Origin of the sequence: Pseudomonas schmalbachii, from assembly GCF_017589465.1 — a bacterium.
Taxonomy (GTDB): domain Bacteria; phylum Pseudomonadota; class Gammaproteobacteria; order Pseudomonadales; family Pseudomonadaceae; genus Pseudomonas; species Pseudomonas schmalbachii.
Map to the genome: position 1 here is coordinate 692,185 of NZ_JAELYA010000001.1, position 25,364 is coordinate 717,548.

Here is a 25,364-nt window from a genome sequence, read left to right on the forward strand (position 1 = left end):
CGTTTTTGTTTCTGCAGCGAATATCAGGCCGGCTCGGCAACCGTCTCGAACTCGAACGCCAGCTCGCCATCCTTCAGATCGACATGGGCAATCCCGCCATGCTCGGCCAGCTCGCCGAACAGGATCTCCTCGGCCAGCGGCCGCTTGATCTTGTCCTGAATCAGCCGCGCCATCGGCCGCGCACCCATCTGCGGATCGTAGCCCTTCTCCGCCAACCAGCCGCGCGCGTCATCGCTGACTTCCAGCTGGACATGCTTATCCTCCAGCTGCGCCTGCAGTTCGACGAGGAACTTGTCGACCACCGACTTGATCGTCTCGTGGCTCAGGCGGCCGAACTGGATGATGGTATCCAGGCGGTTGCGGAACTCCGGAGTGAAGCTCTTCTTGATCACTTCCATGGCATCGCTGGTGTGGTCCTGCAGCGTGAAGCCGATGGAGGCTCGCGCCGCGGTTTCCGCACCGGCGTTGGTGGTCATGATCAGGATGATGTTGCGGAAGTCCGCCTTGCGTCCGTTGTTGTCGGTCAGAGTGCCGTGGTCCATCACCTGCAGCAGCAGGTTGAAGACTTCCGGGTGCGCCTTCTCGATCTCGTCGAGCAGCAGCACGCAATGCGGGGTCTTGGTGATGGCTTCGGTGAGCAGCCCGCCCTGGTCGAAGCCGACGTAGCCCGGAGGCGCACCGATCAGCCGCGATACGGTATGCCGCTCCATGTACTCGGACATGTCGAAGCGCACCAGTTCGACGCCCAGCGCCTTGGCCAGTTGCCGCGCCACCTCCGTCTTGCCGACACCGGTGGGACCGGCGAAGAGGAAGGAGCCGACCGGCTTGTCCGGCGACTTCAACCCGGCACGGGACAGCTTGATCGCCGTCGATAGCGACTCGATGGCATCGCCCTGGCCGAACACGGTCAGCTTGAGGTCGCGTTCGAGATTGCGCAGCAGTTCTTTATCCGAGGTACTCACGTGTTTCGGCGGAATGCGCGCGATCTTCGCGACGATGTCCTCGACCTGCGCCACTTCGATGCGCTTCACGCGCTTCTCTTCCGGCTGCAGGCGCTGGTAGGCACCTGCCTCGTCGATCACATCGATGGCCTTGTCCGGCATATGCCGGTCATTGATGTAGCGCGCCGCCAGTTCGGCCGCTGCGCGCAGGGCCTCATCGCTGTACTCGATATGGTGGTGCTGCTCGAAGCGCGCCTTCAGGCCCCTGAGGATACCGACGGTGTCCTCTACCGACGGCTCGGTGACATCGACCTTCTGGAAGCGCCGCGCCAGAGCACGGTCCTTCTCGAAGATGCCGCGGAATTCCTGGAAGGTGGTCGAGCCGATGCAGCGGATCTCGCCGGACGACAGCAGCGGCTTGAGCAGGTTGGACGCATCCATCACCCCGCCGGACGCCGCGCCGGCACCGATGATGGTGTGGATCTCGTCGATGAACAGCACCGCATGCGGGCGCTTGCGCAGCTCGTTGAGCAGCGCCTTGAAGCGCTTCTCGAAGTCGCCGCGATACTTGGTGCCCGCCAGCAGGGCGCCGAGGTCCAGGGAATAGACCACGCTGTCGGCCAGCAGGTCGGGAACCTGACCGTCGACGATGCGCTTGGCCAGCCCCTCGGCAATCGCCGTCTTGCCGACACCTGCCTCGCCGACCAGCAAGGGGTTGTTCTTGCGCCGACGCGCGAGAATCTGCGCCACCCGCTCGACTTCCGGCTCGCGTCCGACCAGCGGATCGATCCGCCCCTGGCGCGACAGCTCGTTGAGGTTGCTGGCATAGGCATCCAGCGGATGGCTGGAGGTGGAGGACTCACCGCCCTCCTCATCCTGCATGTCCTGCTCGCTATCCTGATGCTCGGCATGGCCCGGCACCTTGGAGATGCCGTGGGCGATGTAATTGACCACATCTATACGGGCGACGCTCTGCTGCTTGAGCAGGAACACCGCCTGGCTTTCCTGTTCGCTGAAAATCGCCACCAGCACGTTCGCGCCAGTCACCTCGCGCTTGCCGGAGCTCTGCACATGGAATACCGCGCGCTGGAGAACGCGCTGGAAGCCCAGGGTCGGCTGGGTCTCGCGATCCTCGTCATGCTGCGGAATCAATGGCGTGGTGGAGTCGATGAACTCCTGCAGGTCACGCCGCAGCTTGTCCAGGTTCGCCCCGCATGCACGCAGCACGGTCGCCGCAGCCTCATTATCCAGCAGTGCCAGCAGCAGGTGCTCGACGGTCATGAATTCATGCCGCTTGGCCCGCGCCTCCTTGAAGGCGAGGTTGAGGGTGACTTCGAGCTCTCGGTTCAACATGACTTCACCTCTCTCCCAAACATCCGCATCAACCTTCTTTCTCTATTTCGCACAACAATGGATGCTGGCTCTCCCTCGCATACTGATTAACCTGCATGGCCTTGGTTTCGGCTATATCGCGGGTAAATACCCCGCAAACTGCCTTCCCTTGAGTATGCACTGTCAACATGATCTTGGTGGCCTGCTCGCGGTTCATGTTGAAGTACAGCTCAAGCACCTCCACCACGAAATCCATCGGCGTGTAGTCATCGTTGAACATGATGACCCTGTACATTGGTGGCGGTTTCAGAGCCGGCTTGGCTTCCTCGACCGCAAGCCCCGTCCCCTCTTCCTCTGAAGGATCGGGGCGGTCTTGATTGAATGTTAGTCGAATCTGGCTACTTGCATGCATGCTGGAATGAAAGCTTTGCGACTTGAGGGATATAAAGGCATAACAGGAGTTTGTATCGAAACCTGAAGCCCTGACGGCGCCGCCTTGACTAACGGCAAAAGGGTGTTACAAACAAAGAATACCCACTTGGGAGTGGTATCAGGAGTTCCGAAACCCAGTCTTTTCCAAGGCTGCAGCGGAATCGTAGTGGATGATACTCCAGCGATGGAGTCCTTTGCAGAGGGAGATCAGCATGCTCAGCGGTAAGGTCAAGTGGTTCAACAACGCCAAGGGCTATGGATTCATCCTGGCTGACGGCCGAGATGAGGACCTATTCGCCCATTATTCGGCAATCCAGATGGATGGTTACAAGACCCTCAAGGCAGGCCAACCCGTCAGCTTCGAGATCCTGCAAGGGCCGAAGGGGTTACATGCCGTCAACATTCAGCCCGTCACCGCCAACGCCTCCAGCGCTCCCTCCCAGGCGAGCCTCAGCGAAGCAACGCAGACAGCCACCACGGAAGCCTGAGCCCCCAACCATAGACAGTAAAGAGAAAGGCCGGTAATCGATACCGGCCTTTCTCATTCCACACGCCGCGTTACATCTTGGCGATCATCGCGTCGCCGAACTCCGAGCAGGACAGCAGCCTGGCGCCGTCCATCAGACGTTCGAAATCATAGGTCACGGTCTTGGCGGCAATCGCCCCGTCGGTGCCCTTGATGATCAGATCGGCAGCTTCGGACCAGCCCATGTGGCGCAGCATCATCTCGGCGGAGAGGATCAGCGAGCCCGGGTTCACCTTGTCCTGGCCGGCGTATTTCGGCGCGGTGCCGTGGGTCGCTTCGAACATCGCAACGGTATCGGAAAGGTTCGCCCCCGGAGCGATACCGATACCCCCCACTTCCGCCGCCAGGGCGTCGGAGAGGTAGTCGCCGTTCAGGTTGAGGGTGGCGATCACGTCATATTCGGCCGGACGCAGCAGGATCTGCTGCAGCATGGCGTCGGCGATGACATCCTTGACCACGATGTTCTTGCCGGTCTTCGGATTCTTGAACTGCATCCACGGACCACCGTCCAGCAGCTCGGCCCCGAACTCGTCGCGCGCGATCTCGTAGCCCCATTCCTTGAAGGCACCCTCGGTGAATTTCATGATGTTGCCCTTGTGCACCAGGGTCACCGAGCTGCGATCGTTGTCCACGGCATACTGCAGCGCCTTGCGCACCAGGCGCTTGGTGCCTTCCAGGGAAACCGGCTTGATGCCGATACCGCAGTCCTGGGTGAAGCGGATCTTCTTGACGCCCATTTCCTCGGTGAGGAACTTGATGATCTTCTCTGCTTCCGGAGAGCCGGCTTTCCACTCGACGCCGGCGTAGATGTCTTCGGAGTTCTCGCGGAAGATCACCATGTCCACGTCGCCCGGCTTCTTCACCGGGCTCGGCACGCCCTCGAACCAGCGCACCGGGCGCTGGCAGACGTACAGGTCGAGTTGCTGGCGCAGTGCAACGTTCAGGGAGCGGATGCCGCCACCCACCGGAGTAGTCAGCGGCCCCTTGATGGACACGACATAGTCACGCACCGCATCGAGGGTTTCGTCGGGCAGCCAGGTGTCCTGATCGTAGACCTGGGTGGCCTTCTCGCCGGCATAGACTTCCATCCACGCGATCTTGCGAGCGCCCTTGTAGGCTTTCTCGACTGCGGCATCGACGACCTTGATCATCACCGGCGTGATATCCACGCCGATGCCATCACCCTCGATGTACGGGATGATCGGATTATTCGGCACATTCAAGGACATGTCGGCATTGACGCTGATCTTTTCGCCGACCGACGGCACCTGGATCTTCTGGTATCCCATGCTGAACTCCGCTTTCTGTGGTTGAAACCTGTTGCAGCTGTTCAGGGTAGCCCACTATCGCCGGCCCGGACCAATCGCCCTTAGTCTAAATTCAGCTCGCGCGCCCCAGGCCCCTAGAGAATGATATAATGCGCGCCGTGACCTGATGGTCATCGAGGTCCGGGCAGCCTGCCCCCAGACTCCCTCCCCTCGTTACGGCTGAACCACCACCATGGCTCAGCCGCACAACGCTCTACTGGTGCCCCAACATCCCCGCGGCAAACTCTCGAAATCGACTCAATGTCGACATTGAGCGAAAGCGCCTACCCAGCGCGTCTCGAGATTCTGTGCACGCCCAGCTAAGAAGAGAGTTAACAGTTAATGTCCATCCGCTCGAAGATCACCTACACCTTCACCGATGAAGCGCCCGCCCTCGCCACCTACTCGCTTCTTCCCATCGTAAAAGCCTTCGCAGCCTCCGCCGGTATAGACGTCGAAACCCGAGACATTTCTCTTGCCGGGCGTATCCTCGCCACCTTCGCCGACCAGCTTGGTGCCGACAAAAAGGTCGAAGACGACCTCGCCCAGTTGGCTGTTCTGGCCACCTCGCCAGAAGCGAACATCATCAAGCTGCCGAACATCAGCGCCTCCGTACCGCAGCTCAAGGGCGCCATCGCCGAACTGCAGGCCCTGGGCTACAACGTCCCGGACTTCCCGGAAGATCCGCAGACCGAGCAGGAAAAAGAAATCCGCGCGCGCTACGGCAAGGTACTCGGCAGCGCCGTGAACCCGGTACTGCGTGAAGGCAACTCCGACCGCCGCGCCCCCGCCGCCGTCAAGGCCTATGCCCGCAAGCACCCGCACTCGATGGGCAAGTGGAGCATGGCTTCGCGCTCCCACGCCGACTACATGCGTGGCGGCGACTTCTTCTCCAGCGAACAGTCCATCACCATGGCCAAGGCCGGTGACGTACGCCTCGAATTCGTCGGCAAGGATGGCAAGGTCGAGCTGAAGAAACAGCTGGCCCTGCAGGAAGGCGAAGTCCTCGACAGCATGTTCATGAGCTGCAACAAGCTGCGCGCCTTCTTCGAGAAGACCCTGCAGGACTGCAAGGAAACCGGCGTCATGTGGTCCCTGCACGTCAAGGCGACCATGATGAAGATCTCCCACCCGATCGTCTTCGGCCACGCCGTCAGCGTCTACTACAAGGACGTCTTCGAGAAGTACGGCCAGCTGTTCGACGAACTGGGCGTCAACCCGAACAACGGCATCTCCAGCGTCTACGACAAGATCAAGTCGCTGCCGGCTTCGCAGCAGGAAGAGATCCTCCACAACATCCACGAGGTCTACAGCCACCGTCCGGAAATGGCGATGGTCGACTCGGTCAAGGGCATCACCAACCTGCACATCCCGAGCGACGTGATCGTCGACGCCTCGATGCCGGCGATGATCCGCAACTCCGGCCAGATGTGGGGCAAGGACGGCAAGCAGAAAGACACCAAGGCCGTGATGCCGGAAAGCACCTACGCCCGCATCTACCAGGAAATGATCAACTTCTGCAAAACCAACGGCGCGTTCGACCCGACCACCATGGGTTCGGTCCCGAACGTCGGCCTGATGGCGCAGAAGGCCGAGGAATACGGCTCCCACGACAAGACCTTCGAAATGCAGGCCGACGGCACCATGCGCGTGGTCCTGGCCGACGGCACCGTGCTGATGCAGCACGAAGTCGAAGCCGGCGACATCTGGCGCGCCTGCCAGACCAAGGACGCCCCGATCCGCGACTGGGTCAAGCTGGCCGTTACCCGCGCCCGTCAGTCCAACACCCCGGCCATCTTCTGGCTGGACCCGGAACGCGCCCACGACCGCGAGCTGCGCAAGAAAGTCGAAGCCTACCTGAAGGACCATGACACCAGCGGTCTGGACATCAGCATCATGGGCTACAACGAGGCCATCCGTACCAGCATGGAGCGCCAGATCCGCGGCCTGGACACCATCTCGGTGACCGGCAACGTACTGCGCGACTACCTGACCGACCTGTTCCCGATCATGGAACTGGGCACCTCGGCCAAGATGCTCTCCATCGTCCCGCTGATGGCTGGCGGCGGCATGTACGAAACCGGTGCCGGCGGCTCCGCGCCCAAGCACGTGCAGCAACTGCTGGAAGAGAACTACCTGCGCTGGGATTCCCTGGGCGAGTTCCTGGCCTTGGCCGTCTCCCTGGAAGAAGAAGGCATCAAGACCGACAACGCCAAGGCCAAGGTTCTCGGCAAGACCCTCGACCAGGCGACCGGCAAGCTGCTCGACAACGACAAGTCGCCTGCGCGCAAGGTCGGCGAGCTGGACAACCGCGGCAGCCACTTCTACCTGGCGCTGTACTGGGCCCAGGCCCTGGCGGCACAGGACGAGGACGCCGAGCTGAAGGCGCACTTCGCTCCGCTGGCCAAGACCCTGACCGAGCAGGAGGCGACCATCGTCGCCGAACTGAACGGCGTCCAGGGCGCTCCGGCGGACATCGGCGGCTACTACCGCTCGAACCCGGAGCTGACCAGCAAGGTCATGCGCCCGAGCGCAACCTTCAACGCAGCGATCGACGCGCTGCTGTGAACTAGCGCCAAGTGAACAAAACCCCCGGCCACGCACCGGGGGTTTTGTTTTTCAGCTCATGGAAAGCCCATCCCCATGCAGCGACGGGCAATCGCCTGCTGGTATGATTTCCCCTTTTTGACCGGAAGCGCCGACATGTCCTGGCAACCGCACATCACCGTAGCAACGATCGTCGAAGATCAGGGGCGATTCCTGCTGGTCGAGGAACTGGCCGCCGGCCAGGCCGTATTCAACCAGCCGGCCGGCCACCTGGAAGCCGACGAAAGCCTGATCGAGGCGGCGCTGCGCGAAACCCTCGAGGAAACCGGCTGGGAAGTCGAACTGACCGGAGTGACCGGAATCTACCTTTATACCGCCCCCTCCAACGGCGTCACCTACCAGCGCGTCTGCTTCGCCGCCCGCCCGCTGCGCCACCACCCGGAGCGCCCGCTCGACGAAGGCATCATCGGCCCGCGCTGGCTCAGTCGCGAAGAGCTTGCGGCGCAGCCCGAGCGCTGGCGCAGCCACCTGGTATTGCGCTGCATCGACGACTACCTGGCCGGCGAGAGCTTCCCGCTGACGCTGATCCGCGACCATCACCTGCCAGCAACCGGCGCAGCCTGATAGAATTCCGCTTTTCCCGAATCCCTGCGATATCCGTCCCATGCATGATTCAGCAACATCTTCCCCCCAAGAACCGTCCCGGCAGCGCGTGATCGTCGGCATGTCCGGCGGCGTGGACTCCTCGGTTTCCGCCCTCCTGCTCAAGGAGCAGGGCTATCAGGTGGAAGGACTGTTCATGAAGAACTGGGAAGAGGACGACGGCACCGAATACTGCACCGCCAAGGAAGACCTCGCCGACGCCCAGGCGGTCTGCGACCGCATCGGCATCAAGCTGCACACCGCCAACTTCGCGGCGGAATACTGGGACAACGTGTTCGAACACTTCCTCGCCGAATACAAGGCCGGGCGTACGCCGAACCCGGACATCCTGTGCAACCGCGAGATCAAGTTCAAAGCCTTCCTCGACTACGCCCTCGCCCTCGGCGCCGACCTGATCGCCACCGGCCACTATGTGCGCCGCCGCGACATCGACGGCCGCACCGAACTGCTCAAGGGCCTCGATCCGAACAAGGACCAGAGCTACTTCCTGCACGCAGTGGGCGGCGAGCAGATCGCCAGGACCCTGTTCCCGGTGGGCGAACTGGAGAAGCCCGAAGTCCGCGCCATCGCCGAGAAATACGGCCTGGCCACGGCGAAGAAGAAGGACTCGACCGGCATCTGCTTCATCGGCGAGCGGCGCTTCAGCGACTTCCTGAAGCAGTACCTGCCCGCCCAGCCCGGCGATATCGAAACCACCGACGGCACGGTGATTGGCCGCCACCACGGACTGATGTACCACACCATCGGCCAGCGCCAGGGCCTTGGCATCGGCGGCATGAAGAATGCCGACGACAGCCCCTGGTACGTGCTGGAGAAGGACCTTGCGCGCAACGTGCTGGTGGTCGGCCAGGGTAACAACCACCCGCGCCTGTTCTCCCGCGCACTGCACGCCTCGCAGATCTACTGGGTCAACCCGGTCGACCTGGACCAGCCGCGCCGCCTGCGCGCCAAGGTCCGCTACCGCCAGGCCGACCAGGATTGCGTGCTGGAACGCACCGCCGACGGCTACCGGGCAGTGTTCGACGAACCGCAGCGTGCAGTGACCCCCGGCCAGTCCGTGGTGTTCTACGATGGCGAAATCTGCCTCGGCGGCGGCGTGATCGAAACAGCGGAACCGGCGGATATCGGAGGGCTCGCGTGAGCAACCTGCAGGATCAGCTCATCGCCCTCGGCGGCGTTTTCGAGGCCGCCACCCTGGTTGACCGCCTGGCCCGAACCGGACAACTGACCGAGCCGCCGCTGGCCTGCATGCTCGGCAGCCTGCTGGTACGCGATCCGAAGACCACCCTGGACGTCTATGGCGGCGACGCACTCAACTTGCGCGACGGCTTCCGCGCACTGGCCAGCGCCCTGGAACGCGACCCCGCTACCCTGCAGCGCGAGCCACTGCGCTACGCCCTGTCGTTGATCGGCCTGGAGCGACAACTGAACAAGCGCGACGACATGCTCGACCTGCTCGGCTCGCGTCTCGACCAGATCGAACAACAGGTCCAGCACTTCGGTCTGGTGCACGAGAACGTCATCGCTTCCTGCGCGGCGCTCTATCAGGACACCCTGAGCACCTTCCGCCAGCGCATCCAGGTCCACGGCGACATGCGCCACCTGCAGATCAGCAGCAACGCCGCGCGCATCCGCGCCCTGCTGCTTGCCGGCATCCGCTCGGCGCGCCTCTGGCGCCAGCTCGGCGGCAACCGCTGGCAACTGGTGTTCAGCCGCCGCAAGCTGCTCAACGAACTGCGCCCCCTGCTGAACAGCTGATCGTCTTCCCAGGCGACGAGCGGCGCATTGGCGGCACCGCTCGTCTCCGGCAGCCCCTGCCCGCACCCCATCGCCTGCAGCCTGCCGCCTCGCTTTCGTGTATGATATGCGCCCTTTTCGTTGACCCTTCAGCCACGAGAACGCCCCATGCAGCTTTCCTCCCTTACCGCGGTTTCCCCCGTTGACGGCCGCTACGGCAGCAAAACCAGCGCCCTGCGTCCGATCTTCAGCGAATACGGCCTCATCCGTTTCCGCGTCCTGGTGGAGGTACGCTGGCTGCAGCGCCTCGCAGCCCATGCCGGCATCCCGGAAGTCGCGCCCTTCTCCGCCGAGGCCAACGCCCTGCTGAACAAACTGGCCGAAGACTTCCAGCTGGAGCATGCCCAGCGCATCAAGGAAATCGAGCGCACCACCAACCACGACGTCAAGGCCGTGGAATACCTGCTCAAGGAGCAGGCCGCGCAGCTGCCGGAACTGGCCAAGGTCAGCGAGTTCATCCACTTCGCCTGCACCTCCGAGGACATCAACAACCTGTCCCACGCCCTGATGCTGCGCGAAGGCCGTGACAGCGTGCTGCTGCCGCTGATGCGCCAGATCGCCGACGCCATCCGCGAACTGGCGGTGAAATTCGCCGATGTGCCGATGCTGTCGCGCACCCACGGCCAGCCGGCATCGCCGACCACCCTCGGCAAGGAACTGGCCAACGTCGTCTACCGTCTGGAGCGGCAGATCAAGCAGGTCGCCGGCATCGAGCTGCTGGGCAAGATCAACGGCGCCGTGGGCAACTACAACGCCCACCTGTCCGCCTACCCGCAGGTCGACTGGGAAGCCAACGCCCGCGAATTCATCCAGGGCGACCTCGGCCTGAGCTGGAACCCCTACACCACCCAGATCGAGCCGCACGACTACATCGCCGAGCTGTTCGATGCCATCGCCCGCTTCAACACCATCCTCATCGACTTCGACCGCGACGTCTGGGGCTACATCTCCCTCGGCTACTTCAAGCAGAAGACCGTTGCCGGCGAAATCGGCTCCTCGACCATGCCGCACAAGGTCAACCCGATCGACTTCGAGAACTCCGAAGGCAACCTCGGCATCGCCAACGCGCTGTTCCAGCACCTGGCCAGCAAGCTGCCGATCTCGCGCTGGCAGCGTGACCTGACCGACTCCACCGTGCTGCGCAACCTGGGCGTCGGCTTCGCTCACAGCGTCATCGCTTACGAAGCAACCCTCAAGGGAATCAGCAAGCTGGAGCTGAATGTTCAACGAATCTCTGAAGACCTGGACGCCTGCTGGGAAGTTCTCGCCGAGCCGGTACAGACCGTCATGCGTCGCTATGGCGTGGAAAATCCCTACGAGAAGCTGAAGGAACTGACCCGCGGCAAGGGCATCAGCCCGGAAGCCCTGCAATCCTTCATTGATGGCCTGGAAATCCCCGCCGAAGCCAAGGTCGAGCTGAAGAAGCTGACCCCGGCCAACTACATCGGCAACGCCACTGCCCAGGCCAAGCGCATCTAAGAGTTCCCCTTTTTGCACGCCCGGCTGTGCCGGGCGTTTTTGTTTCAAGGACTTACCAATGAATCCTGATATTCCTCTTCAGCTTCTGGGCGGCATCAGCGCCGAAGAATTCCTCCGCGACTACTGGCAGAAGAAGCCCCTGCTGATCCGCAAGGCCATGCCGGAATTCAGCAGCCCGCTCAGCCCCGACGAGCTGGCCGGCCTCGCCCTGGAAGACATGATCGAGTCGCGCATCGTCATCGAACATGGCAACAATCCCTGGGAGCTGCGCCGCGGCCCGTTCAAGGAAGAGGACTTCAAGACCCTGCCGGAGCGCGACTGGACCCTGCTGGTGCAGGCCGTCGACCAGTTCATCCCGGAAGTTGCCGAACTGCTGGAGCATTTCCGCTTCCTGCCGAGCTGGCGCATCGACGATGTCATGATCAGCTATGCCGCGCCCGGCGGCGGTGTAGGGCCGCATTTCGACAACTACGACGTGTTCCTCCTGCAGGGACACGGCAAGCGCCGCTGGAAGATCGGCCAGACCTGCGACGCCGACAGCCCGCTGCTGACGCATCCGGACCTGCGCATCCTGGCGCAATTCGACCAGAGCGATGAGTGGGTGCTGGAGCCCGGCGACATGCTCTATCTGCCGCCGCGCATCGCCCACTACGGCATCGCCGAAGACGACTGCATGACCTACTCCATCGGTTTCCGCGCACCGAGCGCGGCGGAAGTGCTGACCCACTTCACCGACTTCCTCGGGCAGTTCCTCTCCGACGAGGAGCGCTACAGCGACGCCGGCATGCGCGCGGTCCGCGACGGCGACCAGAACATGATCCAGCGCGACGCCCTGGAGCGCCTGAAGGGCCTCATCCAGGAGCACATGAGCGACGAGCGCCTGCTGCTGACCTGGTTCGGCCAGTTCATGACCGAACCGCGCTATCCGGAACTGGTGGCCGGCGAGGAGATCGCCGAGGACGACCTGGCCGGCGCCATCGCCGACGGCGCCGTACTGATCCGCAATCCCAGCGCACGCATGGCCTGGAGCGAAATCGACGTCGGCCTGCTGCTGTTCGCCAGCGGCCAGAGCGTGGTCCTGCCGGAACATCTGCGCGAACTGCTCAAGCTGGTCTGCTCGGCCGACTCGCTGCACGAAGGGAATCTCGGCCAATGGCTGGCCGACACCGATGGGCGTAAGCTTCTCGGAGAATTGGTCAAACAGGGCAGTTTGGAGTTTGCCGATGAGTAACAAGATCAGGGTCCGCATAGCCGACTGGCAAAAGGACAATGCCGACCTCCGGCGCATTCGCGAGGCAGTCTTCATCGCCGAGCAGTCCGTGCCGCCGGAGCTCGAATGGGATGCCGAGGATGTCGACGCCGTGCACTTCCTGGCTTTCGAAGGCGACTATGCGATCGGTACCGCGCGCCTGCTTCCGGACGGACATATCGGCCGGGTTTCGGTACTCAAGGACTGGCGCGGCCTGAAGGTCGGCGACCGGCTGATGCGGGCCGCCATCGACGAAGCCGAGCACCGCGGCCTCAAGCGCCAGTTGCTGACCGCCCAGGTCTATGCCATTCCCTTCTACGAACGTCTTGGCTTCAAGGTCGCCAGCGGCGAATACCTCGACGCCGGCCTGCCTCACGTGGACATGGTGCGCGAAAGCGACTGAGGATCACCGATGAGCGACGCCCCGGAACACGACACCCCCCTGTCAGGACTGGCGGAAATCGAGTTCCAGTCTCCGGGGCGCTTCGCCGTCCACAACCCGGAAAGCGAACTGCCAGCTCCGCAACCCTGGGAGCCGGCGGCAATCGTTCTGGGCAGCGACGATACCGTTCAGCCCTTTGACCATCCCGACAGCGCGCGCTCGCATGCACTCTCGCTCATGCAGCAGGCGCGGCGCACGCTGTGTCTGTATACGCCCGACATGGAGTCGTGGCTGTATCACCACAGCAGCATCCAGGAGGCCTGCACCCGCTTCCTGCTGGAACACCCGCGAAACCAGCTGCGCATCCTCACTCTCGAAACGTCGCGGGCGATCAAGGAAGGCCATCGCCTGCTGAACCTCAATCGCCGGCTGTCGAGCAACTTCCAGATCCGCCGGATCAATCCGAACCATCCCAACGAAGTCTGCGCCTTCCTCCTCGCCGATACGGCCGGCATGCTGGTGCGCCCCGAACCGCAGAAACCGGTCGGCTACGTCTGCTACAACGCGCCGCGCAAGGTAAGGCAGTTGCAGGCACTGTTCGACCAGACCTGGAACACCAGCCTCGTCGATCCGAACCTGCGGAGCTTCCTGCTTTGATCGGCCGATACCTCCTCCCCGCCCTGGCCTGCTGCCTCGCACTGAGCGCGGGCGCGGCGCCACGCACGGAAATCATTCCGCTGAACTACCGCACAGCCGACGACGTGATGCCGGTAGTCCAGTCGGTACTCGGCAACGAAGGTCGCGTAAGCGCTTATGGCAATCAGTTGGTGGTGAATGCGGAGCCGGCGAAGATTCGCGAGCTGCAGCAGGTGCTGGAGCAGATCGACACCCGCCCCCATCGCCTGCTGATCAGCGTCGATACCGGCGAAAGCAGCCAGCGCGATGAGCGCGGCTATGCGGTGGACGGCTCGGCAAGTGCCGGCAACGTCGAGATCCAGAGTGGCCGCGGCGAAATCCGGGGGCGCGACCAGGTGCGGATCATCAATCGCTCCACCAGCAGTCGCGGCGGCGGCCTCCAGCAGATCCAGGCAAGCGAAGGCTCGCCTGCCCTGATCCAGATCGGCCAGAGCGTACCGGTCACCACCGCCGGTGTAGGGCCATACGGCGAGACCTACAGCCAGACCCAGTACCGCGATGCCAACCAGGGCATCTATGTCGCCGCCACGCTGAGCGGCAACCTGGTGCACGTCACGCTCAGCGCCCGCAACGACCGCCTCGATCCCTCCTACCCGGGCGCAATGACCACCAGCAGCGCCGAAACCCGCGTCAGCGGCAGGCTCGGAGAATGGATCGAAATCGGCGGCACAAGCCAGAGCGGCCAGGCCGATCAGAACGGTTTCCTCCGCCGCTACAGCACCCAGGGCAGCAGCGACAGCAGCCTGCGACTGAAGGTCGAATCGCTCGACTGAGTGCCCGAATCGCGACCGGCCGGTCCGCATTAGACCTTCGTGTAGTAGCTCCAAAAAAACACTACAAAACGTTTGACGAAGCTTTTTTCCAAGGGCATGATGGCCTCGCTCCCGCTAACCAGAGGCCCTCACCGGGGCCTCCGGACACGCCGATGGCCCACCGCCGAGGCAGTCCGTGTTGTTACAGCCCACAAGGCGGAACGATGAGGTTGCGAACGGAACGAAGTTTGTCCTGAGGGACGGGGAAGCAACTCACGCATCAGTAGGATCGACGTAATCAGCCGTCCGATCTCGCCCAACGGCAGCCACGAGCCGGCAAGCGATTCCGAACGAAACCGCTGTAGTCATCTGCCTGTTCGCCCCCCTCCGCGTCAAACCTTCATGCCGTTCGACAACAAGTCGTCCCGCGGCGAGCAACCCGCAACAATACCCTAGCAACACAGGTTTTTGAGTGGGTAAGTCGGTGCTCAACCAAACACATACTTTGAAGGATTGACCATGTCCGCTTATCAAAACGACATCAAGGCCGTTGCCGCGCTGAAAGAGACCCACGGCAGCAGCTGGAGCGCTATCAACCCCGAATCTGTCGCTCGGATGCGCGCTCAGAACCGCTTCAAGACTGGTCTGGACATCGCCAAGTACACTGCGGCCATCATGCGCAAGGACATGGCCGAGTATGACGCCGACTCCTCCGTCTACACCCAGTCGCTGGGTTGCTGGCACGGCTTCATCGGTCAGCAGAAGCTGATCTCGATCAAGAAGCACCTGAAGACCACCAACAAGCGCTACCTCTACCTGTCCGGCTGGATGGTTGCCGCGCTGCGTTCCGACTTCGGCCCGCTGCCCGACCAGTCGATGCACGAGAAAACTGCCGTTTCCGGCCTGATCGAAGAGCTCTACACCTTCCTGCGCCAGGCTGACGCCCGCGAGCTGGACCTGCTGTTCACCGCTCTGGACGCCGCCCGCGAAGCAGGCGACCGCGCCAAGCAGGACGAAATCCAGGCTCAGATCGATGGCTACGAAACTCACGTAGTACCGATCATCGCCGACATCGACGCTGGCTTCGGTAACCCGGAAGCCACCTACCTGCTGGCCAAGAAGATGATCGAAGCCGGTGCCTGCTGCATCCAGATCGAAAACCAGGTTTCCGACGAGAAGCAGTGCGGCCACCAGGACGGCAAGGTTACCGTTCCGCACGAAGACTTCCTCGCCAAGATCAACGCTGTTCGCTACGCCTTCCTCGAACTGGGCGTTGACGATGGCGTGATCGTTGCCCGCACCGACTCCCTGGGTGCCGGCCTGACCAAGCAGATCGCTGTAACCAAGCAGCCGGGCGACCTGGGCGACCAGTACAACTCCTTCCTCGATTGCGAAGAAGTTTCCGCTGCCGACCTGAACAACGGCGACGTCGTGATCAACCGCGGCGGCAAGCTGCTGCGTCCGAAGCGCCTGGCCTCCAACCTGTTCCAGTTCCGCAAGGGCACCGGCGAAGACCGCTGCGTCCTGGACTGCATCACCTCGCTGCAGAACGGCGCAGACCTGCTGTGGATCGAAACCGAGAAGCCGCACGTTGGCCAGATCAAGGGCATGGTTGACCGCATCCGTCAGGTCATCCCGAATGCCAAGCTGGTGTACAACAACAGCCCGTCGTTCAACTGGACCCTGAACTTCCGCCAGCAGGTGTTCGATGCGTTCGCCGCCGAAGGCAAGGACGTCTCCGCCTACGACCGCGCCAAGCTGATGAGCGTCGAGTACGACGAGACCGAACTGGCCCAGGTTGCCGACGAGAAGATCCGCACCTTCCAGCGCGATGGCTCGGCTCACGCAGGCATCTTCCACCACCTGATCACCCTGCCGACCTACCACACCGCGGCCCTGTCCACCGACAACCTGGCCAAGGGCTACTTCGCCGACCAGGGCATGCTGGCCTACGTGAAAGGCGTTCAGCGTCAGGAACTGCGTCAGGGCATCGCCTGCGTCAAGCACCAGAACATGGCTGGCTCCGACATCGGCGACAACCACAAGGAGTACTTCGCTGGCGAAGCTGCTCTGAAGGCCAGCGGTAAAGACAACACCATGAACCAGTTCCACTGATAGGGAACCGGCTCACTCGATCGCAGATCGAGCCGCAAACGCAAAAGCCCCGGCACATGCCGGGGCTTTTCGTTTTCATCGATACCCCCGCCCCTCCGCCTCACAGACGGGATAGCCCTGTCGTCCCCGGCAATCTGCCGCCGATTGCAGCGAACGCGACGCGAACCCCTGGCGCCTCCACTATCCTTCCCCAGGGGCGGCGCATATATGTAGCGGAATTACAAATTCACGACAACGTAAATGATAATACTTATCATTTATTAATATATACGAAACTCTACAGAACTAATTGCATACAACTGAAAACAGCCTGAAACCCGCTCGCCACGCGGCCTAAAGGGCCTATATGACAGAACAGGCAAAGGTCTTTCGCCTGAAATAGAGGCTCTTGTTAGTGTTAGAAAAATTTACTTGATGGATGCTTTGGGCATAAAATTGAAAGGATCAATTGAACGCTTAGCAGGCTAACCAGCAAAACGCTCAAGCGTCCGGGCGATAGCCCCAAGATAATCAGCATCGTTATATAAAGGAAGGAGTATCGGCATGCCTAACCCCGCTGAATTTGCAGCTCAATATTGGGGTCTTGCAGCCTTCCTTTTGGGAGTTGTCGGCCTGCTCGGCTTCATGCTAGGCGTTTCCAGCCTGCTTGGCAGCAAGGCATTTGGTCGCAGCAAGAACGAGCCTTTCGAATCCGGTATCGTCCCCACCGGCAGCGCCCGCCTGCGACTGTCGGCAAAATTCTATCTGGTCGCGATGCTCTTCGTGATCTTCGACGTCGAAGCCCTCTTCCTCTTCGCCTGGGCTGTGTCTGTCCGTGAAAGCGGCTGGGCCGGCCTGATCGAGGCAACCATTTTCATAGCAATTCTGTTGGCAGGTCTTGTCTACCTATGGCGTATCGGTGCGCTCGACTGGGCACCCGAAGCACGTCGTACCCGGCAGGCGAAGCTAAAACAATGAGGCTTTGGCGATGCAATACAAACTTACCCGGATCGACCCCGATGCGGCGAACGATCAGTACCCGATCGGTCAGCGCGAAACGGTAGGCGACCCCCTCGTCGAGGGGCAGGTGCACAAGAACATCTTCATGGGCAAGCTCGAAGATGTTCTCAACGGCGCCGTCAACTGGGGCCGCAAGAACTCCCTGTGGCCCTACAACTTCGGCCTTTCCTGCTGCTACGTGGAGATGACCACGGCGTTCACCGCGCCGCACGACATCGCCCGTTTCGGCGCCGAAGTGATCCGTGCATCGCCGCGCCAGGCTGACTTCATGGTCATCGCTGGCACCTGCTTCATCAAGATGGCCCCGGTCATCCAGCGTCTCTACGAGCAGATGCTGGAGCCCAAGTGGGTGATCTCGATGGGATCGTGCGCCAACTCCGGCGGCATGTATGACATCTACTCGGTCGTTCAGGGGGTCGACAAGTTCCTCCCCGTGGACGTTTACATCCCCGGCTGCCCGCCCCGTCCGGAGGCATTCCTGCAAGGCCTGATGCTGCTGCAGGAATCCATCGGCCAGGAGCGTCGTCCGTTGTCCTGGGTGGTTGGCGATCAAGGCATCTACCGTGCCGAAATGCCTGCCCAGAAAGACCTCAAGCGCGCAGAGCGCATCCAGGTCACCAACCTGCGCAGCCCCGACGAAGTGTGATCCGGCCCTCCACAAGAGGCCTTTCACTCCCCCGTTGACCGATAGCGACCGAGACCATGACCGCAGACGCAGCTCTGTACATCCCGCCTTACAAGGCAGACGACCAGGATGTGGTCGTCGAACTGAATTCCCGCTTTGGCGCCGAGACCTTCACCGTCCAGGCCACCCGCACCGGCATGCCGGTGCTCTGGGTGCCGCGCGAAAAGCTGATCGAGGTCCTGACCTTCCTCCGTCAGGTGCCCAAGCCCTACGTGATGCTCTACGACCTGCACGGTGTCGACGAGCGTCTGCGTACCCATCGCCGTGGCTTGCCGTCCGCCGACTTCAGCGTGTTCTACCACCTGATGTCGCTGGAGCGTAATAGTGACGTGATGATCAAGGTCGCCTTGTCCGAGAGCGACCTCAACCTGCCCACCTCCACCGGTATCTGGCCGAACGCCAACTGGTACGAGCGGGAAGTGTGGGACATGTACGGCATCACCTTCGCCGGCCACCCGCACCTCACCCGCATCATGATGCCGCCGACCTGGCAGGGTCACCCGCTGCGCAAGGACTACCCGGCGCGCGCCACCGAGTTCGATCCCTACTCGCTGTCCGCCGCCAAGCAGGACCTCGAGCAGGAGGCCATGCGCTTCAAACCCGAAGACTGGGGCATGAAGCGCCACGGCGACAACGAGGACTACATGTTCCTCAACCTCGGCCCGAACCACCCGTCCGCCCACGGTGCCTTCCGCATCATCATGCAGCTGGATGGCGAAGAGATCGTCGACTGCGTGCCGGAAATCGGCTACCACCACCGTGGCGCCGAGAAGATGGCCGAGCGCCAGTCCTGGCACAGCTTCATCCCCTACACCGACCGTATCGACTACCTCGGCGGGGTGATGAACAACCTGCCCTACGTGCTCTCGGTGGAGAAGCTGGCCGGCATCAAGGTTCCGGACCGGGTCGACTTCATCCGCGTGATGATGGCCGAGTTCTTCCGCATCACCAGTCACCTGCTGTTCCTCGGCACCTACATCCAGGACGTCGGCGCCATGACGCCGGTGTTCTTCACCTTCACCGACCGCCAGCGCGCCTACAAGGTGATCGAGGCCATCACCGGCTTCCGCTTGCACCCGGCCTGGTACCGCATCGGTGGCGTCGCCCACGACCTGCCGCGCGGCTGGGACAAGCTGGTCAAGGAATTCGTCGACTGGCTGCCCAAGCGCCTCGACGAGTACGAAAAGGCCGCCCTGAAGAACAGCATCCTGCGTGGCCGTACCATCGGCGTGGCCAAGTACAACACCAAGGAAGCCCTCGAGTGGGGCGTTACCGGTGCTGGCCTGCGCTCCACCGGTCTCGACTTCGACCTGCGCAAAGCGCGTCCGTATTCCGGCTACGAGAACTTCGAGTTCGAAGTCCCGCTGGCGCACAACGGCGACGCCTATGACCGTTGCATCGTCCGCGTTGAAGAGATGCGCCAGAGCATCCGCATCATCGACCAGTGCCTGCGCAACATGCCGGAAGGCCCGTACAAGGCGGACCACCCGCTGACCACGCCGCCGCCGAAAGAGCGCACGCTGCAGCACATCGAGACCCTGATCACCCACTTCCTGCAGGTTTCCTGGGGCCCGGTCATGCCGGCCAACGAATCCTTCCAGATGATCGAGGCGACCAAGGGTATCAACAGCTATTACCTGACGAGCGATGGCAGCACCATGAGCTACCGGACCCGCATCCGGACGCCCAGCTTCGCCCACCTGCAGCAGATTCCGGCAGTGATCAACGGCAGCATGGTCTCCGACATGATCGCCTATCTGGGCAGCATCGACTTCGTTATGGCTGACGTGGACCGCTGATCATGAGCACCATTATCCAGACAGATCGTTTCGCCCTCAGCGAAACCGAGCGCTCGGCCATCGAGCACGAAATGCACCACTACGAAGACTCGCGCGCAGCGTCCATCGAAGCGCTGAAGATCGTCCAGAAGGAGCGCGGCTGGGTGCCGGACGGCGCCATCCCGGCGATCGGCGAGATCCTCGGCATCCCGGCGAGCGACGTCGAAGGCGTGGCTACCTTCTATAGCCAGATCTTCCGCCAGCCGGTTGGCCGCCACATCATCCGTGTCTGCGACAGCATGGTCTGCTACATCGGCGGCCACGAGTCGGTAGTCGGCGAAATCCAGAAGCAGCTCGGCATCGGCCTCGGCCAGACCACCGCCGACGGCCGCTTCACCCTGCTGCCGGTATGCTGCCTGGGCAACTGCAACAACGCCCCGGCACTGATGATCGACGACGACACCCACGGCAATCTCGAACCGGCCGGTGTCGCCAAGCTGCTGGAGGCCTACGCATGACCCTTACCTCCTTCGGTACCCCGAACCGCGCCCAGCGCAGTCCCGAAACCCATCCGCTGACCTGGCGCCTGCGCGACGACGGCCAGCCGGTGTGGCTCGAGGAATACCAGGCGAAGAACGGCTATGCCGCTGCACGCAAGGCGCTGGCGGAAATGGCCGTCGACGACATCGTCCAGCAGGTCAAGGACTCCGGCCTCAAGGGCCGTGGCGGCGCAGGCTTCCCCACGGGTGTGAAGTGGGGCCTGATGCCCAAGGACGACTCCCTGAGCATCCGCTACCTGCTGTGCAATGCGGACGAGATGGAGCCGAACACCTGGAAGGACCGCATGCTCATGGAGCAGATGCCGCACCTGCTGGTGGAAGGCATGCTGATCAGCGCGCGCGCCCTGAAGGCCTACCGCGGCTACATCTTCCTGCGCGGCGAATACGTCGATGCCGCGCGCAACCTCAACCGCGCCATCGATGAAGCCAAGGCCGCCGGCCTGCTCGGCAAGAACATCCTCGGCAGCGGCTTCGACTTCGAGCTGTTCGTCCACACCGGTGCCGGCCGCTACATCTGCGGCGAAGAAACCGCGCTGATCAACTCGCTGGAAGGCCGCCGCGCCAACCCGCGCTCCAAGCCGCCCTTCCCCGCCGCCGTCGGCGTCTGGGGCAAGCCGACCTGCGTGAACAATGTCGAGACGCTGTGCAACGTGCCAGCCATCGTCGCCAACGGCGTCGACTGGTACAAGGGCCTCGCCCGTCCGGGTAGCGAAGACATGGGCACCAAGCTGATCGGCTTCTCCGGCAAGGTGAAGAACCCCGGCATCTGGGAACTGCCGTTCGGCATCCCGGCCCGCGAAGTCTTCGAGGACTACGCCGGCGGCATGCGCGACGGCTACAAGCTGAAGGCCTGGCAGCCCGGCGGCGCCGGCACCGGCTTCCTCCTGCCGGAACACCTGGATGCCCCGCTGTTCGCCGCCGGTATCGCCAAGGTGGGCACCCGTATGGGTACCGGCCTGGCCATGGCGGTGGACGACAGCATCAACATGGTCTCCCTGCTGCGCAACATGGAAGAGTTCTTCGCCCGCGAGTCCTGCGGCTGGTGTACCCCATGCCGCGACGGTCTGCCGTGGAGCGTGAAGATCCTCCGCGCGCTGGAGCGTGGCGAAGGCGCACCCGGCGACCTCGAGACCCTCGAGCAGCTCGTCAACTTCCTCGGCCCAGGCAAGACGTTCTGTGCCCACGCCCCGGGAGCCGTCGAGCCGTTGGGCAGTGCCCTGAAGTATTTCCGTGCCGAGTTCGAGGCGGGCGTTGCCCGTCCGGCCACGGCAGCGCCGCGAGCAGAAACCGCCGGCGCCTGATGAGTTGAAGCGGGGAGCGAGTCTCCCCGCGATTCGCCGCGAGGCTGCATTGCGCCCGGCGAAACCCGTGATTCCATTAGCCAGTCCGCCTTCGGGCGGGCCAACGAAGAAACTGACCCATGGCCACTATCCACGTAGACGGCAAGACGTTAGAAGTCGATGGAGCGGACAACCTGTTGCAGGCCTGTCTGTCCCTCGGACTCGACATCCCCTACTTCTGCTGGCACCCGGCGCTCGGTAGCGTCGGCGCCTGCCGGCAATGCGCGGTCAAGCAGTACACCGACGAGAACGACAAACGCGGTCGCCTCGTCATGTCCTGCATGACTCCCGCCACCGACAACACTTGGATCTCCATCGAAGACGAAGAGGCCAAGCAGTTCCGCGCCAGCGTCGTCGAATGGCTGATGACCAACCACCCGCACGACTGCCCGGTGTGCGAGGAAGGCGGTCACTGCCACCTGCAGGACATGACCACGATGGTCGGCCACAACAAGCGCCGCTATCGGTTCACCAAGCGCACCCACCAGAACCAGGACCTCGGCCCGTTCATCTCCCACGAGATGAACCGCTGCATCGCCTGCTACCGCTGCGTCCGCTACTACAAGGACTACGCGGGCGGCACCGACCTGGGCGTCTACGGTGCGCACGACAACGTCTACTTCGGCCGCATCGAGGACGGCGTGCTGGAGAGCGAATTCTCCGGCAACCTCACCGAGGTCTGCCCGACCGGCGTGTTCACCGACAAGACCCACTCCGAGCGCTACAACCGCAAGTGGGACATGCAGTTCGCCCCGAGCATCTGCCATGGCTGCTCCAGCGGCTGCAACATCAGCCCCGGTGAACGCTATGGCGAACTGCGCCGCATCGAGAACCGCTACAACGGCTCGGTGAACCACTACTTCCTGTGCGACCGCGGCCGCTTCGGCTACGGCTACGTCAACCGCGAAGACCGCCCGCGCCAGCCGCAACTGGTACTGAGCAAGCAGAAGCTGACCCTCGACGGCGCCCTCGACCAGGCCGCCGCCCTGCTGAAAGGCCGCAAGGTGATCGGCATCGGCTCGCCGCGCGCCAGCCTGGAAAGCAACTTCGCCCTCGGCGAGCTGGTCGGCGAAGGCAACTTCTTCAGCGGTATCGCCGCCGACGAACTGCAACGCCTGCGCCTGGTGCTCAAGGTGATGCAGGATGGCCCGCTGCCGGTGCCGTCGATCCGCGACATCGAGGACCACGATGCGGTGTTCGTCCTCGGCGAAGACCTGACCCAGACCGCTGCCCGTATCGCCCTGGCCCTGCGCCAGTCGGTCAAGGGCAAGGGCGAGGACATGGCCGCCGCGATGAAGATCCAGCCCTGGCTGGACGCTGCGGTGAAGACCATCGCCCAGCACGAGCTGAACCCGCTGTTCATCGCCAGCCTGGATTCCACCCGCCTGGACGACGTCGCCGCCGAGTGCGTGCACGCCGCCCCGGAAGACCTGGCCCGCCTCGGCTTCGCCGTGGCCCACGCGATCGACCCGAGCGCTCCGGCCGTTGCCGGCCTCGACGCGGAAGCCGCCGCACTGGCCCAGCGCATCGCCGATGCCCTGGTCGCCGCCAAGCGTCCGCTGGTCATTTCCGGCACCTCGCTGGGCAGCAACGCCCTGATCGAAGCCGCCGCCAACATCGCCAGCGCCCTGAAGAACCGTGAGAAGAACGGCTCTCTCAGCCTGGTGGTACCGGAGGCCAACAGCCTCGGCCTGACCCTGCTCGGTGGCGAGTCCGTCGAAGCCGCCCTGGAGCGCCTGACTTCCGGCCAGGCCGATGCCGTAGTGGTGCTGGAGAACGACCTGTACCGCCGCGCCGACGCCGCCCTGGTGGACGCTGCCCTGGCCGCCGCGAAGATCGTCATCGTCGCAGACCACCAACGGACCGCTACCGCCGCCAAGGCCCACGTGCTGCTGCCGGCCGCCAGCTTCGCCGAAGGCGACGGCACCCTGGTCAGCCAGGAAGGCCGCGCCCAGCGCTTCTTCCAGGTGTTCGACCCGAGCTACTACAACGCCGACAACCTGGTCCGCGAAGGCTGGCGCTGGATGCATGCCCTGCACAGCACCATCGACAGCAAGCGTGTCGACTGGACCCAGCTCGACCATGTGATCGACGCCGTCGTCGCCGCCAAGCCGCAACTGGCCGGCATCCGCGACGCCGCGCCGAACGCGAGCTTCCGCATCAAGGGCCTGAAGCTGGCACGTGAACCGCACCGCTACAGTGGCCGTACCGCGATGCGCGCCAACATCAGCGTCAGCGAACCGCGTGCACCGCAGGACCAGGACTCGCCGTTTGCCTTCTCCATGGAAGGCTACGCCGGCAGCGCCGAACCGCGTCAGCAGATTCCGTTCGCCTGGTCCCCGGGCTGGAACTCCCCGCAGGCCTGGAACAAGTTCCAGGACGAAGTCGGCGGCCACCTGCGCGCCGGCGACCCGGGCGTGCGCCTGATCGAAGCCAAGGGCGAAACCCTGTGGTTCAGCGAGATTCCCGCGCCGTTCCACACCCCGGCCAGCCAGTTCAAGGTGGTGCCCTTCTATCACCTGCTCGGCAGCGAGGAGACCAGCTCCCGCGCCGCGCCGGTACAGGAGCGCATCCCGCAGGCCTACGTCGCCCTGGCCAAGGAAGAAGCCGACCGCCTCGGCGTCAACGACGGCGCCATGCTGCGCCTGACCGTCAAGGGCCAGGAGCTGCGCCTGCCGCTGCGCGTCAGCGAAGAACTCGGCGCCGGCCTGGTCGCCCTGCCTGTCGGCCTGCAAGGTATCCCCGCCGCGGTTGTCGGCTGTGTCGCTGAAGGTCTGCAGGAGGCTGCCCAATGAGCTGGCTGACACCCGCTGTGCTCGACATCTTCATCGAGATCGTCAAGGCCATCGTCATCCTGCTCGCCGTGGTCGTCTGCGGCGCGCTGCTGAGCTGGGTCGAGCGTCGTCTGCTCGGCCTCTGGCAGGACCGCTACGGTCCCAACCGGGTCGGCCCGTTCGGCGCCTTCCAGCTCGGCGCGGACATGATCAAGATGTTCTTCAAGGAAGACTGGACCCCGCCGTTCGCCGACAAGATGATCTTCACCCTGGCACCCATCATCGCCATGGGTGCCCTGCTGATCGCCTTCGTGATCATTCCGATCACTCCGAACTGGGGCGTCGCCGACCTCAACATCGGCATCCTGTTCTTCTTCGCCATGGCTGGCCTGACGGTGTACGCCGTGCTGTTCGCCGGATGGTCGAGCAACAACAAGTTCGCCCTCCTCGGCAGCCTGCGCGCCTCGGCCCAGACCGTCTCCTACGAGGTGTTCCTGGCCCTGTCGCTGATGGGCATCGTCGCCCAGGTCGGTTCGTTCAGCCTGCGCGACATCGTCGAGTACCAGGCCCAGCACCTGTGGTTCATCATCCCGCAGTTCTTCGGCTTCTGTACCTTCTTCATCGCCGGCGTCGCCGTGACCCACCGTCACCCGTTCGACCAGCCGGAAGCGGAGCAGGAACTGGCCGACGGCTACCACATCGAGTACGCCGGGATGAAATGGGGCATGTTCTTCGTCGGCGAGTACATCGGCATCGTGCTGGTGTCGGCGCTGCTGGTGACCCTGTTCTTCGGTGGCTGGCATGGCCCGTTCGGCATCCTGCCGCAGATCCCGTTCATCTGGTTCGCCCTGAAGACCGGCTTCTTCATCATGATGTTCATCCTGCTGCGCGCCTCCATCCCGCGTCCGCGTTATGACCAGGTGATGGCCTTCAGCTGGAAGTTCTGCCTGCCGCTGACTCTGATCAACCTGCTGGTGACCGGCGCGTTCGTGCTGGCCTCGGCCCAGTAA

At 63.2% G+C, this 25,364-nt stretch carries 21 protein-coding genes; 18 read left to right on the plus strand and 3 right to left on the minus strand.

Features of this window, described 5'->3' with window-relative positions; all coding sequences use genetic code 11:
* Positions 1-23: 23 nt before the first annotated feature.
* Together clpA and clpS are read right to left on the minus strand one after the other, a co-directional pair.
* A complete protein-coding gene (gene clpA, locus JFY56_RS03035) occupies positions 24-2,294 on the minus strand; it encodes an ATP-dependent Clp protease ATP-binding subunit ClpA (RefSeq protein WP_208311986.1) in 2,271 nt (756 codons plus the stop codon).
* Positions 2,295-2,322: 28 nt separating this feature from the next.
* Positions 2,323-2,685 (minus strand): ATP-dependent Clp protease adapter ClpS, encoded by a 363-nt coding sequence (clpS, locus tag JFY56_RS03040; protein ID WP_208311987.1) that lies wholly within the window; start codon positions 2,683-2,685, stop codon positions 2,323-2,325.
* Between the two features lie 232 nt (positions 2,686-2,917).
* Here clpS and cspD point away from each other — a divergent pair, with 232 nt between their 5' ends.
* Positions 2,918-3,193 (plus strand): cold shock domain-containing protein CspD, encoded by a 276-nt coding sequence (gene cspD / locus JFY56_RS03045; RefSeq protein WP_208311988.1) that lies wholly within the window; start codon positions 2,918-2,920, stop codon positions 3,191-3,193.
* A 70-nt stretch (positions 3,194-3,263) separates the two neighbouring features.
* Here cspD and icd read toward each other — a convergent pair whose 3' ends face one another.
* Positions 3,264-4,520, minus strand: a complete 1,257-nt coding sequence (gene icd / locus JFY56_RS03050; RefSeq protein ID WP_208311989.1) for an NADP-dependent isocitrate dehydrogenase — start codon at positions 4,518-4,520, stop codon at positions 3,264-3,266.
* A 360-nt stretch (positions 4,521-4,880) separates the two neighbouring features.
* Here icd and JFY56_RS03055 point away from each other — a divergent pair, with 360 nt between their 5' ends.
* From JFY56_RS03055 to nuoH, 17 genes are all read left to right on the plus strand, one after another.
* The gene (locus JFY56_RS03055) at positions 4,881-7,106 is read left to right on the plus strand and encodes an NADP-dependent isocitrate dehydrogenase (RefSeq protein WP_208311990.1); all 2,226 of its coding nucleotides are present in this window, start codon (positions 4,881-4,883) and stop codon (positions 7,104-7,106) included.
* Between the two features lie 135 nt (positions 7,107-7,241).
* Entirely contained in the window at positions 7,242-7,709 is a 468-nt protein-coding gene (locus JFY56_RS03060) for an NUDIX hydrolase (RefSeq protein WP_208311991.1), read from the plus strand.
* 40 nt (positions 7,710-7,749) lie between these two features.
* Positions 7,750-8,889: a tRNA 2-thiouridine(34) synthase MnmA gene (mnmA, locus tag JFY56_RS03065; RefSeq protein ID WP_208311992.1), complete on the plus strand. Its 1,140-nt coding sequence runs from the start codon at positions 7,750-7,752 to the stop codon at positions 8,887-8,889.
* A complete protein-coding gene (hflD, locus tag JFY56_RS03070; RefSeq protein WP_208311993.1) occupies positions 8,886-9,506 on the plus strand; it encodes a high frequency lysogenization protein HflD in 621 nt (206 codons plus the stop codon). The genes mnmA and hflD overlap by 4 nt, the downstream gene beginning before the upstream one ends.
* A gap of 147 nt (positions 9,507-9,653) precedes the next feature.
* Positions 9,654-11,024 (plus strand): adenylosuccinate lyase, encoded by a 1,371-nt coding sequence (purB, locus tag JFY56_RS03075; RefSeq protein ID WP_208311994.1) that lies wholly within the window; start codon positions 9,654-9,656, stop codon positions 11,022-11,024.
* Between the two features lie 58 nt (positions 11,025-11,082).
* Positions 11,083-12,255, plus strand: coding sequence for a ribosomal protein uL16 3-hydroxylase (locus tag JFY56_RS03080; protein WP_208311995.1), 1,173 nt, complete (start codon positions 11,083-11,085; stop codon positions 12,253-12,255).
* On the plus strand, positions 12,248-12,676 hold the full coding sequence (locus tag JFY56_RS03085; RefSeq protein ID WP_208311996.1) for a GNAT family N-acetyltransferase: 429 nt from the start codon (positions 12,248-12,250) through the stop codon (positions 12,674-12,676). The genes JFY56_RS03080 and JFY56_RS03085 overlap by 8 nt, the downstream gene beginning before the upstream one ends.
* A gap of 9 nt (positions 12,677-12,685) precedes the next feature.
* The gene (locus JFY56_RS03090) at positions 12,686-13,312 is read left to right on the plus strand and encodes a DUF7931 domain-containing protein (protein ID WP_208311997.1); all 627 of its coding nucleotides are present in this window, start codon (positions 12,686-12,688) and stop codon (positions 13,310-13,312) included.
* Entirely contained in the window at positions 13,309-14,124 is an 816-nt protein-coding gene (locus tag JFY56_RS03095; protein ID WP_236032406.1) for a secretin N-terminal domain-containing protein, read from the plus strand. Before JFY56_RS03090 ends, JFY56_RS03095 begins: the two co-directional genes overlap by 4 nt.
* Before the next feature lie 498 nt (positions 14,125-14,622).
* Positions 14,623-16,218 carry an isocitrate lyase gene (locus JFY56_RS03100; RefSeq protein WP_208311998.1) on the plus strand — a complete coding sequence of 532 codons (1,596 nt, stop codon included), beginning with the start codon at positions 14,623-14,625 and terminating at the stop codon, positions 16,216-16,218.
* A gap of 543 nt (positions 16,219-16,761) precedes the next feature.
* Entirely contained in the window at positions 16,762-17,175 is a 414-nt protein-coding gene (locus JFY56_RS03105) for an NADH-quinone oxidoreductase subunit A (protein WP_208311999.1), read from the plus strand.
* 10 nt (positions 17,176-17,185) lie between these two features.
* Positions 17,186-17,863, plus strand: coding sequence for a NuoB/complex I 20 kDa subunit family protein (locus JFY56_RS03110; protein WP_208312000.1), 678 nt, complete (start codon positions 17,186-17,188; stop codon positions 17,861-17,863).
* 56 nt (positions 17,864-17,919) lie between these two features.
* Positions 17,920-19,701 carry an NADH-quinone oxidoreductase subunit C/D gene (gene nuoC / locus JFY56_RS03115; RefSeq protein WP_208312001.1) on the plus strand — a complete coding sequence of 594 codons (1,782 nt, stop codon included), beginning with the start codon at positions 17,920-17,922 and terminating at the stop codon, positions 19,699-19,701.
* A gap of 2 nt (positions 19,702-19,703) precedes the next feature.
* Positions 19,704-20,198: an NADH-quinone oxidoreductase subunit NuoE gene (gene nuoE / locus JFY56_RS03120; protein ID WP_408004372.1), complete on the plus strand. Its 495-nt coding sequence runs from the start codon at positions 19,704-19,706 to the stop codon at positions 20,196-20,198.
* Positions 20,195-21,541: an NADH-quinone oxidoreductase subunit NuoF gene (gene nuoF / locus JFY56_RS03125; protein WP_208312002.1), complete on the plus strand. Its 1,347-nt coding sequence runs from the start codon at positions 20,195-20,197 to the stop codon at positions 21,539-21,541. The genes nuoE and nuoF overlap by 4 nt, the downstream gene beginning before the upstream one ends.
* Before the next feature lie 119 nt (positions 21,542-21,660).
* A complete protein-coding gene (gene nuoG, locus JFY56_RS03130; RefSeq protein ID WP_208312003.1) occupies positions 21,661-24,375 on the plus strand; it encodes an NADH-quinone oxidoreductase subunit NuoG in 2,715 nt (904 codons plus the stop codon).
* Complete coding sequence (gene nuoH / locus JFY56_RS03135) at positions 24,372-25,364, plus strand: NADH-quinone oxidoreductase subunit NuoH (protein WP_208312004.1); 993 nt, start codon at positions 24,372-24,374, stop codon at positions 25,362-25,364. Before nuoG ends, nuoH begins: the two co-directional genes overlap by 4 nt.